The sequence below is a fragment of the Sphingobium indicum BiD32 genome (assembly GCF_000382885.1).
GTDB classification, from domain to species: Bacteria; Pseudomonadota; Alphaproteobacteria; order Sphingomonadales; family Sphingomonadaceae; genus Sphingobium; species Sphingobium japonicum_C.
In genome coordinates this window covers 1-13,894 of record NZ_CAVK010000104.1, presented here as the reverse complement: position 1 = coordinate 13,894, position 13,894 = coordinate 1, and the positions used below count along the sequence as shown (strand labels likewise).

Annotated in this window: 17 protein-coding genes; 8 read left to right on the top strand and 9 right to left on the bottom strand. The window is 63.1% G+C overall.

Annotated features, from left to right (window positions below; genetic code table 11):
* Nucleotides 1-37 precede the first annotated feature (37 nt).
* Nucleotides 38-1,936: a molecular chaperone DnaK gene (gene dnaK / locus EBBID32_RS10620; RefSeq protein ID WP_006956250.1), complete on the bottom strand. Its 1,899-nt coding sequence runs from the start codon at nt 1,934-1,936 to the stop codon at nt 38-40.
* Between the two features lie 175 nt (nt 1,937-2,111).
* Between dnaK and EBBID32_RS10615 the strand changes: the two genes are divergently transcribed.
* The 4 genes from EBBID32_RS10615 (at nt 2,112) to EBBID32_RS25255 (ending at nt 3,604) form a co-directional block, all read left to right on the top strand.
* A complete protein-coding gene (locus EBBID32_RS10615) occupies nt 2,112-2,585 on the top strand; it encodes a copper chaperone PCu(A)C (protein ID WP_006956247.1) in 474 nt (157 codons plus the stop codon).
* Nucleotides 2,582-3,040, top strand: a complete 459-nt coding sequence (locus tag EBBID32_RS10610; RefSeq protein WP_006956245.1) for a hypothetical protein — start codon at nt 2,582-2,584, stop codon at nt 3,038-3,040. Before EBBID32_RS10615 ends, EBBID32_RS10610 begins: the two co-directional genes overlap by 4 nt.
* Nucleotides 3,041-3,071: 31 nt before the next feature.
* Nucleotides 3,072-3,311, top strand: coding sequence for a type II toxin-antitoxin system ParD family antitoxin (locus EBBID32_RS10605; protein WP_006956243.1), 240 nt, complete (start codon nt 3,072-3,074; stop codon nt 3,309-3,311).
* Nucleotides 3,312-3,409: 98 nt separating this feature from the next.
* Nucleotides 3,410-3,604 carry a type II toxin-antitoxin system RelE/ParE family toxin gene (locus tag EBBID32_RS25255; protein ID WP_081628073.1) on the top strand — a complete coding sequence of 65 codons (195 nt, stop codon included), beginning with the start codon at nt 3,410-3,412 and terminating at the stop codon, nt 3,602-3,604.
* 54 nt (nt 3,605-3,658) lie between these two features.
* On the opposite strand, the gene sdhA is transcribed toward EBBID32_RS25255, so the two are convergent.
* From sdhA to sdhC, 3 genes are read right to left on the bottom strand one after another with little or no spacing between them, the layout of a single operon-like run.
* Complete coding sequence (sdhA, locus tag EBBID32_RS10600) at nt 3,659-5,461, bottom strand: succinate dehydrogenase flavoprotein subunit (protein ID WP_006956241.1); 1,803 nt, start codon at nt 5,459-5,461, stop codon at nt 3,659-3,661.
* The gene (sdhD, locus tag EBBID32_RS10595; protein WP_006956239.1) at nt 5,461-5,850 is read right to left on the bottom strand and encodes a succinate dehydrogenase, hydrophobic membrane anchor protein; all 390 of its coding nucleotides are present in this window, start codon (nt 5,848-5,850) and stop codon (nt 5,461-5,463) included. Before sdhD ends, sdhA begins: the two co-directional genes overlap by 1 nt.
* Nucleotides 5,850-6,245, bottom strand: a complete 396-nt coding sequence (gene sdhC / locus EBBID32_RS10590) for a succinate dehydrogenase, cytochrome b556 subunit (protein ID WP_006956237.1) — start codon at nt 6,243-6,245, stop codon at nt 5,850-5,852. Before sdhC ends, sdhD begins: the two co-directional genes overlap by 1 nt.
* Nucleotides 6,246-6,429: 184 nt before the next feature.
* On the opposite strand from sdhC, the gene EBBID32_RS10585 reads away from it, so the two are divergent.
* The 3 genes from EBBID32_RS10585 (at nt 6,430) to EBBID32_RS10575 (ending at nt 9,590) form a co-directional block, all read left to right on the top strand.
* Entirely contained in the window at nt 6,430-7,782 is a 1,353-nt protein-coding gene (locus EBBID32_RS10585) for a methyl-accepting chemotaxis protein (protein ID WP_006956235.1), read from the top strand.
* Nucleotides 7,783-7,845: 63 nt separating this feature from the next.
* Nucleotides 7,846-8,859, top strand: a complete 1,014-nt coding sequence (locus tag EBBID32_RS10580) for a 50S ribosomal protein L11 methyltransferase (protein ID WP_006956232.1) — start codon at nt 7,846-7,848, stop codon at nt 8,857-8,859.
* Between the two features lie 11 nt (nt 8,860-8,870).
* Nucleotides 8,871-9,590, top strand: a complete 720-nt coding sequence (locus EBBID32_RS10575; protein ID WP_006956230.1) for a dienelactone hydrolase family protein — start codon at nt 8,871-8,873, stop codon at nt 9,588-9,590.
* Between the two features lie 150 nt (nt 9,591-9,740).
* Here EBBID32_RS10575 and ruvC read toward each other — a convergent pair whose 3' ends face one another.
* The 5 genes from ruvC to EBBID32_RS10550 all read right to left on the bottom strand — a co-directional run bounded on the left by ruvC (nt 9,741) and on the right by EBBID32_RS10550 (nt 12,221).
* A complete protein-coding gene (gene ruvC, locus EBBID32_RS10570; RefSeq protein ID WP_006956228.1) occupies nt 9,741-10,232 on the bottom strand; it encodes a crossover junction endodeoxyribonuclease RuvC in 492 nt (163 codons plus the stop codon).
* Between the two features lie 138 nt (nt 10,233-10,370).
* On the bottom strand, nt 10,371-11,114 hold the full coding sequence (locus EBBID32_RS10565) for a YebC/PmpR family DNA-binding transcriptional regulator (RefSeq protein ID WP_006956227.1): 744 nt from the start codon (nt 11,112-11,114) through the stop codon (nt 10,371-10,373).
* A 70-nt stretch (nt 11,115-11,184) separates the two neighbouring features.
* A complete protein-coding gene (locus tag EBBID32_RS10560; RefSeq protein ID WP_006956225.1) occupies nt 11,185-11,511 on the bottom strand; it encodes a heavy metal-binding domain-containing protein in 327 nt (108 codons plus the stop codon).
* A gap of 123 nt (nt 11,512-11,634) precedes the next feature.
* Nucleotides 11,635-11,877, bottom strand: coding sequence for a DUF2312 domain-containing protein (locus EBBID32_RS10555; protein WP_006956223.1), 243 nt, complete (start codon nt 11,875-11,877; stop codon nt 11,635-11,637).
* Between the two features lie 44 nt (nt 11,878-11,921).
* The gene (locus EBBID32_RS10550; protein WP_037490074.1) at nt 11,922-12,221 is read right to left on the bottom strand and encodes a DUF1244 domain-containing protein; all 300 of its coding nucleotides are present in this window, start codon (nt 12,219-12,221) and stop codon (nt 11,922-11,924) included.
* A gap of 116 nt (nt 12,222-12,337) precedes the next feature.
* Between EBBID32_RS10550 and pyk the strand changes: the two genes are divergently transcribed.
* On the top strand, nt 12,338-13,789 hold the full coding sequence (gene pyk, locus EBBID32_RS10545; protein ID WP_006956219.1) for a pyruvate kinase: 1,452 nt from the start codon (nt 12,338-12,340) through the stop codon (nt 13,787-13,789).
* Nucleotides 13,790-13,894 lie beyond the last annotated feature (105 nt).

The following is a 13,894-nucleotide window of genomic DNA, read 5'->3' as shown; positions in this document are numbered from 1 at the left end:
CGGCCTGCGCCGGGGTGACGAGTATGGGGCTTCAGCTTCAAGCCTTGTTGTCGTCCACTTCGGAGAATTCGGCGTCGACGACATCGTCGTCAGCCTTGGGCGCGTCGGCACCCGGAGCGGCGGCCGCAGCCTGCTCCTTCTCATAAATGGCCTGGCCCAGCTTCATCGCGACCGTGGCGAGTTCCTGCGCCTTGGCCTTCATCGCTTCGGCGTCGCCGCTCTCGATCGCGGCCTTGGTGTCGGCAATCGCGGTCTCGATCTCGCCCTTCAGGCTGGCATCGATCTTGTCGCCATGTTCGGACAGCTGCTGCTCGGTCGTGTGTACCAGGCTTTCGGCGTTATTCTTGGCTTCGGCAGCTTCGCGACGCTTCTTGTCCTCTTCGGCAAAGCGTTCCGCGTCCTTGACCATCTGGTCGATGTCGGCGTCCGACAGACCGCCCGATGCCTGGATGCGGATCTGCTGTTCCTTGCCGGTGCCCTTGTCCTTGGCCGACACGTTGACGAGGCCGTTGGCGTCGATGTCGAACGTGACCTCGATCTGCGGCACGCCGCGCGGGGCCGGCGGGATGCCGACCAGGTCGAACTGGCCGAGGATCTTGTTATCAGCCGCCATTTCACGTTCGCCCTGGAACACGCGGATGGTCACCGCCTGCTGATTGTCGTCGGCGGTCGAATAGACCTGCGACTTTTTCGCGGGGATGGTGGTGTTGCGATCGATCATGCGGGTGAACACGCCGCCCAGCGTTTCGATGCCGAGCGACAACGGGGTCACGTCGAGCAGCAGCACGTCCTTGACGTCGCCCTGGAGCACGCCCGCCTGGATCGCCGCGCCCATGGCGACGACTTCGTCGGGGTTGACGCCAGTGTGCGGTTCCTTGCCGAAAAATTCCTTCACGGCTTCGCGCACCTTGGGCATCCGCGTCATGCCGCCGACGAGGACGACTTCGCTGATCTCGCTGGCGGAGACGCCCGCGTCGGCCATTGCCTTCTTGCACGGTTCCATGGTGCGCTTGATGAGGTCGGCGACCAGACGCTCCAGATCGGCGCGAGTGATCGACTTCACCAGATGCTTGGGACCATTCTGGTCGGCGGTGATGAAGGGCAGGTTGACTTCGGTGGTCTGGGCCGAGGACAGCTCGATCTTGGCCTTTTCGGCGGCTTCCTTGAGACGCTGGAGCGCCAGCTTGTCCTTGGTCAGGTCAATGCCTTCGGACTTCTGGAAGTCAGCGGCGAGGAATTCCACCAGCTTGGCGTCGAAATCTTCGCCGCCCAAGAAAGTGTCGCCATTGGTCGACTTCACTTCAAACACGCCATCGCCGATTTCCAGGATGGAGATGTCGAAAGTGCCGCCGCCAAGGTCATAGACCGCGATCGTCTTGCCGTCCTGCTTGTCGAGGCCATAGGCCAGCGCGGCCGCGGTCGGCTCGTTGATGATGCGCAGCACTTCAAGGCCGGCAATCTGGCCGGCGTCCTTGGTCGCCTGACGCTGGGCGTCGTTAAAGTAAGCGGGGACGGTGATGACCGCCTGCGTGACGGTTTCACCCAGATAGGACTCGGCGGTTTCCTTCATCTTTTGCAGGATGAAGGCGCTGATCTGCGACGGGCTGTAGTCCTGGCCACCGGCCTTGACCCATGCGTCGCCGTTCGGACCCTTGCTGATGTCATAGGGGACGAGTTCCATGTCCTTCTTGGTCATGGGATCGTCGAAGCGGCGGCCGATCAGGCGCTTGACCGCGAAAATCGTGCTGTCCGGGTTGGTGACCGCCTGGCGCTTGGCCGGCTGGCCGATCAGCCGCTCGCCATCCTTGGCGAAGGCGACGATCGAAGGCGTCGTGCGTGCGCCTTCCGCATTTTCGATTACCTTGGGCTTGCCGCCGTCCATGACGGCGACGCAGCTGTTGGTGGTGCCAAGATCGATACCGATAACTTTTGCCATTGTGTCCTCTTTGAACCCCAAATTCTATTCAGCGGTTGATGGCCCCATACCTCACGAAAGCGCCAAGGCAAGGCCAGTTTGCATGGGCGATATAGGGGCGCTTTTGCTTGGCACAAGAAGCTGGGGCGATTAGCTATGCACGCTGACCGGAATCGAGACAGTCAGGAACCAGTTGATGCGCGCGCCCTTTGCCCTTTTCGCCCTTTTGGCACCGCTGGCGCTGGCCGCGTGCGGTGACCCGGCGCCCTCCTATATCGACCAGGCCTGGGTGCGACTCAGCCCCAACAAGGAAACGCCGTCTGCGGGCTATTTCGTCGCCCATGGCGGGGACGCGGGGGCGCAAATTCGCGGAGTGCTGACCGACTATGCGCTCAAGATCGAGATGCATGAGAGCATCGACAAGGACGGCATGATGACGATGGAGCGGATCGACAGCGTGGATGTACCGGCCAAGGGCGAGGTCGCCTTTGCGCCCGGCGGCAAGCATCTGATGCTGTGGGGCGTCAATGATACCGCGATCGGCCGGGGCAAGATGCAACTGACCTTCCTGATGGCCAATGGCGACCGTCTACTGGTGGACGCGGTGATCCGCAAGCCGGAGCCTGCCGGCGCGGGTGCGGCCAAAACGGGCGAGCATGAGGGCCATTGAGCAGCCGTTACCTGACGCCCGATGAGGTTGCGCTCGCGCGGGGCGTATTTGGGCAAGCCATCGATTATGACCGGGTGCGGGTGCATGCGCGCAAATGGTGGCCGTTCCAGCCCAGAGGCATGACGATGGCGCCCGATGGCGACCTGTGGTTCCATCCTGACGGCGGGCTGTTCTGCGCGGATTTTTGCGAAAGCCCGCTGCATATACAGGGGCATTTCATCCATGAGATGACCCATGTGTGGCAGGCGCAGCGATCGGGGCGGTGGTGGCTACCGCTGATGCGTCACCCCTTCTGCCGCTATGACTATGCTATCGTGCCGGGCAAGCCGTTCGCGCGCTATGGCATCGAGCAGCAGGCGGAGATTGTGCGGCACGCATTTTTGCTGCGGCGGGGCGTGATCGTCGAGGGGAAGCCGGGGGTGGAGGCTTATGAGGGGCTGCTGCCCTTTGGTTGAAGCGGTTACCCAAATCGGGTAATATGCCAGCATGAGCAAATCCACATCCGTCGCATTGAGCGACCATTTCCGCGCCTTTGCCGAGCGCAAGGTGGCCGAGGGCCGGTTCGGATCGACCAGCGAAGTCGTCCGCGCGGGCTTGCGGCTGCTGGAAATGGAGGAAGAGAAACTGGAGGCATTGCGGGCGGCCCTGATCGAGGGTGAAGCGAGTGGCGTCCTGCATGACTTCGACATGCGTAAATGGATTGATCGTCGGTTTCCTGAGGCGTGACCGCTGCCGTCAGTTTTGCCGTTGCTGCCGAACGTGATCTGGCGGAAATATCGACATATACCGAAACGGAATGGGGCGCGGCGCAAGCCAAGGCCTAACTGGTTGCGATTGCCGATGCGATCGACCGGATCGCCGCCTATTCGGGCATTGGCAGCCCGATCGACGATATTCGCGGCGGATACCGCAAGTTTCGCGTGGAAAGGCACAATATATATTATCGCCATCGCGCGACGGGAATCGAAATAGTCCGCATCCTGCATCAGCGCGCAGATCATACTGCCAAGCTGCAATAAAATGGGCGGACCTTCCGGCCCGCCCCTTCTGATTTCACAATAGCTGATGGCAGATCAGTAAACGCGCGCCTTGGGCTTCACATATTCTGCTTCGTCGGTCATCGTATAGTCGTGGACCGGTCGATAATCGAGCGTTACCTTGCCGCCCGAACCGCCCCAGCCTTCAAACCAGCTGATGGTGTGCTTCATCCAGTTGTCGTCGTCGCGGTTGGGGAAATCCTCGTGCGCATGGGCGCCGCGTGATTCCTTGCGCGCTTCGGCACCTTCCATCGTGCAGATCGCCTGGCTCATGAGATTGTCGAGCTCGAGCGTTTCGACAAGGTCGGTGTTCCAGATCAGCGAGCGATCGCTGACCTTGACGTCCTGCAACCGCTTGTTGACCGCCTGCATCCGGGTGACCCCTTCGGACAGAAGCGCGCTGTCGCGGAACACGGCGGCGTGCTTCTGCATGGTGCGCTGCATGTCGAGGCGGATGTCCGCCGTCGGCGTGTCGCCCTTGGCATTGCGATAATGGTCGAGCCGTCCGAGCGCCAGATCGGCGGCGTCCGACGGCAGCGGCTTGTGCGGCGCGTTGGGCTTCAAATTGTCCTTGAGGAACAGGCCGGTTGCACGGCCGAACACGACAAGGTCGATCAGCGAGTTGGAGCCGAGGCGGTTCGCGCCATGGACCGACACGCAGGCCGCTTCGCCAACCGCGAACAGGCCGGGCACGATCACTTCCGGATCATCGCCCTTCTTGGTGACGACCTGGCCATGGTAGTTACAGGGGATGCCACCCATATTATAATGGACAGTCGGCGTGACGGGCAGCGGCTGGCGGGTCAGATCGACACCCGCGAAAATCTTGCCGCTTTCGGTAATGCCGGGCAGGCGTTCGGCCAGCACCTTGGGATCGATATGGTCGAGGTGCAGGAAGATATGATCCTTATGCTCGCCCACGCCGCGCCCTTCGCGCATTTCCATCGCCATCGAGCGGGACACGACGTCGCGCGACGCCAGATCCTTGGCCGAGGGGGCATAGCGTTCCATGAAACGCTCGCCTTCGGAGTTGGTGAGGTAACCGCCCTCCCCGCGCGCGCCTTCGGTGATCAGCACGCCCGCGCCGTAAATGCCGGTCGGGTGGAACTGCACGAATTCCAGATCCTGCAAGGGCAGGCCCGCGCGCAGCACCATGCCGCCGCCGTCGCCGGTGCAGCTATGCGCCGAAGTGGCGGAGAAATAGGCGCGGCCATAGCCACCCGTCGCCAGCACGACCGCATGGCTGCGGAAGCGGTGGATCGAGCCATCTTCCATGCACAAGGCGATCACGCCCCGGCATTCGCCATTTTCCATGATCAGGTCGATGGCGAAATATTCGATGTAGAAGTCCGCGTCATATTTCAGCGACTGCTGATAGAGCGCGTGCAGCATGGCGTGGCCGGTACGGTCGGCCGCGGCGCAGGTGCGCTGCACCGGCGGGCCAGCGCCCATATTCTGCATATGGCCGCCGAACGGACGCTGATAGATCGTGCCATCCTCGTTCCGGCTGAACGGCACGCCGGCATGTTCCAGCTCGATGACGGCGGCGGGTGCTTCGCGCACCATATATTCGATCGCGTCCTGATCGCCCAGCCAGTCGGACCCCTTGACGGTGTCGTACATATGCCAGGTCCAGTGGTCGGGCGAATTGTTGCCCAGCGACGCGGCGATGCCGCCCTGCGCCGCCACGGTGTGGCTACGAGTCGGGAACAGCTTGGTGATGCAGGCGGTCTTGAGGCCCGCTTCGGCGCTGCCCATGGTCGCGCGCAGGCCAGAACCGCCCGCGCCGACAACCACGGTGTCATACACATGGTCGATGATCTTATAGGCTTGCGTCATTATTCGACGACCCCCGTGAAGGCGATCTTGGCGATCGCAAAGACGCCCGCGGCCGCGCCGCCAAAGGCATAGAAGTTGAGCAGCAGCATCGAGAAGAAGGCCAGCCCCTTGTCGTGGACATAATCTTCCAGCATCACCTGCATCCCCAGGCGCAGGTGCCAGAAGATGCTGACGATCATCAGCATCATCGGCACCGCGACCAGCGGGTTGGCGATCCACAGCACGACGCTGTCATAGTCGAGACCCGGCAGGCTCAGGAGGCTGAAGATCAGCCACAGCACCAGCAACAGGTTGCCGACGGCAGTGTAGCGCTGCGCCAGCCAGTGATGCGCGCCATGCCGCGCCGAACCAAGGCCACGGACGCGGCCGATACCAGTACCGTTGCCCATCAGAAGGCCTTTCCGCAAATGTAGAGCCAGACAAGGCCGGTCACCAGCACCGACGCGACCATCGCCGCGATCGACCAGTTCCGGTTGGTGCGCAGTTCATAACCCGCGCCCATATCCAGCACGAAGTGGCGCAGACCTGAAAAGAGATGCTGGAAGAAGGCCCAGGTGATGCCGATCATCACCAGATAGCCAAGGGGCGAAGTCGCGCACTTGATGAAGGTCGCATAGGCTTCCGGGCCAGTCGCGGCGGCCATCAGCCACCAGACCAGGCCCAGCGCGCCCACGGTCGCAAGGCCGTTGCCGGTCACGCGGTGCAAAATGGAGATGGCCATCGCCGGACCCCATTTCCAGATCGTCAAATGCGGCGAGAGCGGCCGGCTGTTGGATCGCGCCATGTCTACCCTTGTCCCTGATATGTCCCTTAAGTGCGATCCCCTTAAGAGCGAACGCGGATGAGGGCAAGCCGCGCAAAGCATGGCTGCCCCAACGACCGTGTCGCGCGATCATAAGAAGTGATTAACCAAAGCGCGCTAAGGTCGGCCTGCTAAAGATCATTGCATCAACAGGGGCTGTCCCGTCATGTCGTCCTTCGCCGTATCACCTGCCAACAACAGTAACGGTATAGTCAGCCCGGAACTGATCGCGAAAATCGATCCCGACAACAGGTTTTCCCAGGGCGCGCGGGAAATCGGCATGTTGATCCAGGATAGCCTGGCCAGCGTGAGCGTGGCCTTTTTCAAGACATATATGAAGCAAACCGGCCTGCGCGAGAAGCTCAGCCCCGTCGCCATCAACGCGATCGAGGCGGCGACATACCATTATGTCGAACAGAAATTATTGCATTTCAAGGACGCCGTCTGGGCGCAGTCGTCCGCCGATTGCATACGCCGTGCGCGCAAACATGGCGTTTCGGTGCGATCCGTGCTGGGCGCCGTGGCCGCGGCGAATGAAAAAATCATCGAACTGATCTGGGAATATAGTCGCGACGACGAAGCCCGAAGCAAGCGCCTGACCCTCATCATGCTCCACATCTCGATGATGGACGCAGGCTTTATGAGCAACGTTCTGTCGAACGACCAGTCCGAAGCGCAGCGCGCAGAACGGCAACGTTTTGGCACATTGTTTGAACAGCGAATCGTCGGCGAAATCGACGGAGCGACCCGCTTGGGCGAATCACTGCGCGAACAGGCCAAGGATGCTTCGGCGGCCACGCGCGGGATGCTGGGCAAGGCGTCGGAAGTCGCCGCAGCCGCAGAACAATCCGCCCTCGCGATGCGTGAAGCGGCGCGCACATCCGCTGGCCTGATCCGCGCGATCGAGGATGCGCGCACCGAAGTGGAAGGCGCGGCGGGCGTGGCCCTGCGTGCCGCCAAACAATCGGGCGACGCGGTCACCATGTCCTCCACCCTGTCCGACCATGCCAAATCGATCGAATCGATCCTGGGCCTGATCCGCGACATTGCCGGGCAGACCAATTTGCTGGCGCTCAACGCCACGATCGAGGCCGCACGCGCGGGCGACGCCGGACGCGGTTTTGCCGTCGTCGCGCAGGAAGTCAAAAGCCTGGCCAACCAGACCGCGCGCGCGACCGACGAGATTGCGGGCAAGATTGCCGACATTCAGGCATCGACTCGCCTGTCGGTGGAAACCAATGAGCGTATCCGCGACACGGTGGGCGAAGTGCAGGCCAGCGCGGACCGAATCCGGCACGCCATGGACGCGCAGGCGCAGACCGTCACCATGATCACCGCAGCGGTGGATGAAACCGCGCTGGCAGCCGATTCGATGTCGACCACCATTTCGGCGATCCGGCAGGACACCGAAGTCGTCGCGTCGGAAATCGACCAGCTCGAACGCGGTTTTGTCAGCGTCGAAGGCAAGCTAGCCAGCCTGCGCCATGCATCGTCCGATTTCGGGCGGCAGGTCGCCTGATAGCACGTCGTTCAAATCCTCCCGCGCTTCCCCTGCCCAATTCACTAGGCTAAGGGCGGCGGCATGACCGCTGCTCAAAATCCCGCGCAAAGCTGGCCGGCCCTTCAAAGCTGGAAAGTCACCCTGCCCTGCACCCGCGCCGAAGCAGAAGCGCTGGACGGGGATATTGCCGCCTTTGCGCTGATGGAGCGGCCGCCGGTGCTCATGACCAGCGAAGCCGCGCCCGACGATGAAAATGCCTGGCAACTCGATGCCTATTTCGAGGGCAAGCCCAGTGCCGCTGCCATCAAGCTGTTGCGATCGATGGTGCCCAGCGCCGCCGGGATCAAGCCACTGGTCGAGGCGCTGCCGGACGAGGATTGGGTGACGCTGAGCCAGCAGGGGCTTGAACCCGTCACCGCCGGGCGCTTCCATGTCCGCAATCTTGCCAGCGACCCCGAACAGCCGGGTCATGTCAATATATTGATCGCCGCCAGCCGTGCCTTTGGCACCGGCCAGCATGAAACCACGGCAGGGTGTCTGGCCATGCTCGATCGGATGCGCCGGGTGGGGATGCGGTTCAACACTGTCGCCGATATCGGCACCGGCACCGGCCTGCTCGCCTTTGCCGCGATGAACCTGTGGCCGCGCGCTTATGCCATCGCGTCGGACATTGATCCGGTCGCTGTCGAGATCAGCGCGGAAAATGCCGTGACCAATGGCGTGCCTATGGGTGCCGGGCCGGGGCAACTGGCGCTGGTCACCGCCGCCGGGGCCAATCATGCCGCGATCATTGGGCGAGCACCCTATGATCTGCTGATCGCCAATATATTGGCCGGGCCGCTGATCGAACTCGCGCCGTCGCTCTGCGCGCTGGTCGAGGATGGCGGGACGATCCTGCTGGCGGGCCTGCTGAACGAGCAGGCCGACGCAGTGCTGGCCGCCTATCGCGCGCAAGGGATGCGGCTGGCCGAACGCGCCGACCGGGGCGACTGGCCAACGCTGCGCCTGCGCAAGCGCCCGCGCATCGGCTGGAAACGCCCCAACCGCCTGAACCCGGCCGCGCGCGGCGAAGCGCCGGGCTTTGGCAGCATCTAAGGAGTGACCGGATGACCATCACGCGCCAGACCATCGTCCATGAAGGGCCGGGCGGCCTGTTCGAGAGCATGGTCGTTGCCGATACTGCGGCGAGTGGACCGCGGCCCGGCATCCTGCTCTTTCCCAATGTTCTGGGAACCAAGGAATCCGATTTTGCCTATGCGGAAAAGGTCGCAGCGCTGGGCTATGGGGTGCTGGTCGCCGATGTCTATGGGCAGGGCAAGCGCACCACCCGCGCCGATCCCGACCCTGCGCGCTATATGGCGGAACTGAATGCCGACCGCGCGCTGCTGCGCGACCGGCTATTGTCAGCCCATGCGCTGCTCAAGGGGCTGGACGCAGTGGACGCGGCCCGCACCGCCGCTATCGGTTTCTGCTTTGGCGGCAAATGCGTGCTGGATCTCGCGCGGGCGGGGGCGGACATGGCAGGAGCCGTCAGCTTTCACGGCGTCTATGACGCGCCGCCCTTTCCCAACGCTGCGATCCGCGCGAAATTGCTGGTGTGCCATGGCTGGGACGATCCGATCGCGCCGCCCGAGGCAACCGTGGCGCTGGCGCAGGAATTGACGGCGGCGGGGTGCGACTGGCAGATCCACGCCTATGGCCGCACCGGTCATGCCTTCACCGACGAAAGCGTCAATATGTCGGACAAGGGGCTGGCTTACAGCGCGGATGCCGACCGCCGCAGTTTTCGGGCGATGGTGGGGTTTCTGGATGAACTGTTCGGATAGAGCACATCCGCTCGTCCTGAGTAGGGACTGAGCTTGTCGAAATGGCGTATCGAAGGACCGTGATTGGACGCAACCCTTCGATACGGGCCTTCGACTGCGCTCAGTCCCTACTCAGGGCGAACGGCTTTATGTTGAACATCCAGTTGAACGTCACCGCGTCGGGATGCGTCGCGCGCTGGCCAGATGATGGGCGTGGGTGATTGCTACGGCCAGCGCGTCCGCCGCATCCGGTCCGGCGATCTTCACGCCGGGCAACAGGCGCGACACCATGGCGTGGACCTGATCCTTCGACGCATTGCCGACGCCAACCACGGATTTCTTGACCAGCCGCGCGGCATATTCGCCAACCTCCATGCCGGAGCGGGCGGCGTTGAGCAGGATCACGCCGCGCGCCTGCCCCAGTTTCAGCGTCGATTGCGGATTGACGTTGACGAACACCTCCTCGACCGCCGCACCATCGGGCCGATGTTCGAGAATCAGGTCGGTCAGCGCCAGATCGAGCGCCAGCAGCCGCGTCGCCAGCGGCATCGCGCTGTCGGTCTTGATCTGGCCATTGCCCAGATGGGTGAGCCGGTTGCCATCGGCGGCGATCAGGCCCCAGCCGGTCGTGCCAAGGCCGGGGTCGAGGCCGAGGAGGATCATGAGGTACTCCTCACCGCATCCAGGGCTTGGAGAGAGAGGTAACGTCGCAGAGGGCCGCCCCCCCTCTCCCAGCTTCGCCTAGGCGGCAGAGCCGCCAAGGCTGCGCAACCCTCTCCCCGCGGGGAGAGGGACAGGGGTTCAACCCAATTTCTCCATTACCGCGTCGGACACTTCGTAATTGCCCCACACGGTCTGGACGTCGTCATCATCTTCCAGCGTGTCGACCAGTTTGAGCAGGGTCGCGGCATTGGCTTCATCGACTTCTACCAGGGTTTGCGGCTTCCAGGCCAGCTTGGCGCTGTCGGCCGCGCCGATCTTGGACTCCAGCGCCTTGGCGACTTCGTGGAGCGCGTCCATCGCGGTCCAGATTTCATGCTCATCCTCATTGGACGACACGTCCTCGGCCCCTGCTTCGAGTGCCGCCTCGAAGATCGCGTCGGCGTCGCCTGCGCTGGCCGGATAGGTGATCAGGCCGACGCGGTCGAAGCCGTGGCTCACCGCCCCCGATGCGCCCAGATTGCCGCCATTTTTGGAAAAGGCGGTGCGAATGTTGGTCGCGGTGCGGTTGCGGTTGTCGGTCAGCGCCTCGACGATGATGGCAATGCCTGCGGGGCCATAGCCCTCGTAGCGCACTTCCTCATAATTTTCGCCACCAGCCGCGTTCGCCTTGTCGACGGCGCGCTGGATATTGTCCTTGGGCATGGACTGCGCCTTGGCGGCGTTGATCGCCAGCCGCAGGCGCGGGTTCATGTCCGGGTCGGGCATCCCCATCTTGGCCGCGACGGTGATTTCGCGGCTCAGCTTGGAGAACATCGAGGAGCGCTTCTTGTCCTGCGCGCCCTTGCGATGCATGATATTCTTGAATTTGGAATGGCCGGCCACGGCCTTCTCCTGACATTATCTGGTGAAACACGAGCGCGCTCTCTAGCGAGGGGCGCGCCCGTGCGCAATGTTACACGAGGATGGCGGTGCCAGAGGCCGACACCATCAGCATCGACCCGTTGGAACCGATGACCTCATAGTCGAGATCGACGCCCACGACCGCATTGGCGCCCAGCGTCGCCGCGCGCATCCGCATTTCGCCGATCGCCTGTTCGCGCGCGCGTTGCAGCACATCCTCATAAGCGCCCGAACGGCCGCCGACAATATCGCGGACGCTGGCGAACAGGTCGCGGAACAGGTTGGCCCCCACGATCACTTCGCCCGTGACGATGCCCAGATATTCCTTGGCAGGCCGCCCTTCCAGACGGCTGGTGGTGCTGACGATGATTTCGGACATTCCGCTCTCCCTCTGATCCCGTTCGGACTGAGCCTGTCGAAGCCTTAGCCTGAACGCAGTGAAGGCACTTCGCTACGCTCAGTGGAACCCTTCGACAAGCTCAGGGCGAACGGAAGGAGAGCCTTATTCCATGCCCAGCGCGGACAGGTAGGTCTGGAGGATGGCCTCCATTTCCTGCCGGTCGTGGGGCTGCATCTTCCGCAGGCGGACGATCTGGCGCATGATCTTGGGGTCGTAGCCAGTCGCCTTGGCTTCCAGATAGACGTCCTTGATGTCGTCGCCGATGCCCTTCTTCTCTTCTTCCAGGCGCTCGATGCGCTCGATCAGCAGGCGGAGCTGGTCGGCGGCGACATTGGGTTCGGTCATGGGATTATGTCTCCAACAGGAATGTGAATCGGTTGGAGGGCGTCCTAGTGGCTGTCCGCGTTCTTCGCCACACTCTCTTTCATCCGCGCGATCTGTTCCGGCGTCGCTTCGCCCTGATAGCGGGATTTCCATTCGGTAAAGGGCATGCCGTGGATAAGTTCGCGCGCCTGATCCTTGCTGAGGCCGCCGTCCGCCTCCCCCACCCAGTCTGCCAGGCAGTTGCGGCAAAAGCCCGCCAGCCCCATCAGATCGATATTTTCGACGTCCGTGCGATGCTGCAAATGCATCACCAGACGGCGGAAGGCGGTTGCGGCGGCGGCATCTGTGAGTATGGTGTCGCTCATCGGCGGACCCTTTCGCTGATCTACATCATCCTGTCGTGCAGCACGGATAACCCATAACGACGCGCTGGCAAGGTCATTGGCCAGGCCAGCAGCGATCATGACGGCCAGGAGAATATATGTCACGACTACCGCCCCGCTCGCGCAAGGTCCGCATTCTTGCGACACTTGGTCCTGCGAGCGATACGCCCGAAATGATCCGGGCGCTGTTCGTCGCCGGGGCCGACGCCTTCCGCATCAATATGAGCCATGGCGCGCATGAGGATCATGCCGCGCGCATCGCCACCATCCGCGCGCTGGAAAAGGAATTTCAGCGACCCACCACGATCCTGGGCGATCTTCAGGGGCCAAAGTTGCGCGTCGGCACGTTCGAGAAGGGACTGGCGCTGCTGGAAACGGGCGCGCCCTTCATCCTCGACCGCGACGAGACGCCCGGCGATTCGCGCCGCGTGAACCTGCCCCACCCGGAAATCTATGCCGCTTTGGTGCCCGAAACCCGGCTGCTGCTGGACGATGGCAAGATGGTGCTGCGTGTGAAGGCGATCAGCGAGGAGCGGATCGACACGATCGTCGAGGTTGGCGGGACGCTGTCCAACCGCAAGGGCGTCAACGTTCCCGACGTGGTGGTGCCGGTCCCGGCGCTGACCGACAAGGACCGACGCGACCTCAGCTTTGCGATGCAACAGGGATGCGACTGGATTGCCTTGAGCTTCGTGCAGCGGCCGGAAGATCTGGCCGAAGCACGCAAGCTGATGGGTGGCTATGGGTCGCTGATGGCCAAGATCGAGAAGCCGTCTGCCGTGCTGCGGCTGGAGGAGATTATCGAGATGGCCGATGGCGTCATGGTCGCGCGCGGCGACCTGGGCGTCGAATTGCCGCCCTATGACGTGCCCCCGCTGCAAAAGCAGATCGTCGCCACGGCGCGCCGCATGGGCCGCCCGGTGGTGGTCGCGACCCAGATGCTCGAATCGATGATCAAGTCGCCCTCCCCCACCCGCGCCGAAGTGTCGGACGTGGCAACGGCGGTCTATGACGGCGCGGACGCGGTGATGCTGTCGGCGGAAACCGCAGCGGGCGACTGGCCGGTCGAGGCGGTAGCGATGATGGACGCGATCGCCCATAGCGTGGAGCGTGATCCGGGCTATCTCGCGCGGCTGCATTTTACCGAGACGCTGCCCGACCCGACCACCGCCGACGCGCTGGCGGAAGCCACCGGCAATATCGTCAATGTGGTGGGGGCGAGTGCGATCACCTGTTTCACCTCATCGGGCAGCACGGTGCGGCGCGTGGCGCGCGAACGGCCTTCCGCACCAATCCTGGCGCTGACCCCGCGTACCGACACCGCGCGCAAGCTGGGACTGACCTGGGGCGTCCATGCGATCCGCACCAAGGATATCGGCAATTTCGAGGAAATGATCGGCAAGGCCCGCCGCATGGCCCTGCGTCACGGCATGGCCGAAAAGGGCGGCAAGATCGTGGTGCTGGCCGGTGTCCCCTTCGGAACGCCGGGTTCGACCAATGTGCTGCATGTGGCGGCCGTGCGGGGGGATGAGTTGAAGGGGCGCGACTAGGGCTGATCTGGCGATCCTCCCGCAGTCATCGTGCGGGAGGATCGCCAGTCTCCAACGGCTCCAAGGTAAAAAGCCACCCTCCGTTCGTTTCGAGCGAAGTCGAGA

What these genes read in the sequence shown, in the direction of transcription:
- ruvC (WP_006956228.1), bottom strand. Translation starts at nt 10,232, where the DNA reads ATGATCCTCCTCGGCCTCGACCCCGGCCTTGGCACGACCGGCTGGGGC.
- EBBID32_RS10550 (WP_037490074.1), bottom strand. Translation starts at nt 12,221, where the DNA reads ATGAGCGACACCATACTCACAGATGCCGCCGCCGCAACCGCCTTCCGC.
- EBBID32_RS10605 (WP_006956243.1), top strand. Translation starts at nt 3,072, where the DNA reads ATGAGCAAATCCACATCCGTCGCATTGAGCGACCATTTCCGCGCCTTT.
- sdhC (WP_006956237.1), bottom strand. Translation starts at nt 6,245, where the DNA reads ATGGCGCGATCCAACAGCCGGCCGCTCTCGCCGCATTTGACGATCTGG.
- EBBID32_RS10585 (WP_006956235.1), top strand. Translation starts at nt 6,430, where the DNA reads ATGTCGTCCTTCGCCGTATCACCTGCCAACAACAGTAACGGTATAGTC.
- sdhD (WP_006956239.1), bottom strand. Translation starts at nt 5,850, where the DNA reads ATGGGCAACGGTACTGGTATCGGCCGCGTCCGTGGCCTTGGTTCGGCG.
- pyk (WP_006956219.1), top strand. Translation starts at nt 12,338, where the DNA reads ATGTCACGACTACCGCCCCGCTCGCGCAAGGTCCGCATTCTTGCGACA.
- EBBID32_RS10615 (WP_006956247.1), top strand. Translation starts at nt 2,112, where the DNA reads ATGCGCGCGCCCTTTGCCCTTTTCGCCCTTTTGGCACCGCTGGCGCTG.
- dnaK (WP_006956250.1), bottom strand. Translation starts at nt 1,936, where the DNA reads ATGGCAAAAGTTATCGGTATCGATCTTGGCACCACCAACAGCTGCGTC.
- EBBID32_RS10580 (WP_006956232.1), top strand. Translation starts at nt 7,846, where the DNA reads ATGACCGCTGCTCAAAATCCCGCGCAAAGCTGGCCGGCCCTTCAAAGC.
- EBBID32_RS10560 (WP_006956225.1), bottom strand. Translation starts at nt 11,511, where the DNA reads ATGTCCGAAATCATCGTCAGCACCACCAGCCGTCTGGAAGGGCGGCCT.
- sdhA (WP_006956241.1), bottom strand. Translation starts at nt 5,461, where the DNA reads ATGACGCAAGCCTATAAGATCATCGACCATGTGTATGACACCGTGGTT.
- EBBID32_RS10575 (WP_006956230.1), top strand. Translation starts at nt 8,871, where the DNA reads ATGACCATCACGCGCCAGACCATCGTCCATGAAGGGCCGGGCGGCCTG.
- EBBID32_RS10555 (WP_006956223.1), bottom strand. Translation starts at nt 11,877, where the DNA reads ATGACCGAACCCAATGTCGCCGCCGACCAGCTCCGCCTGCTGATCGAG.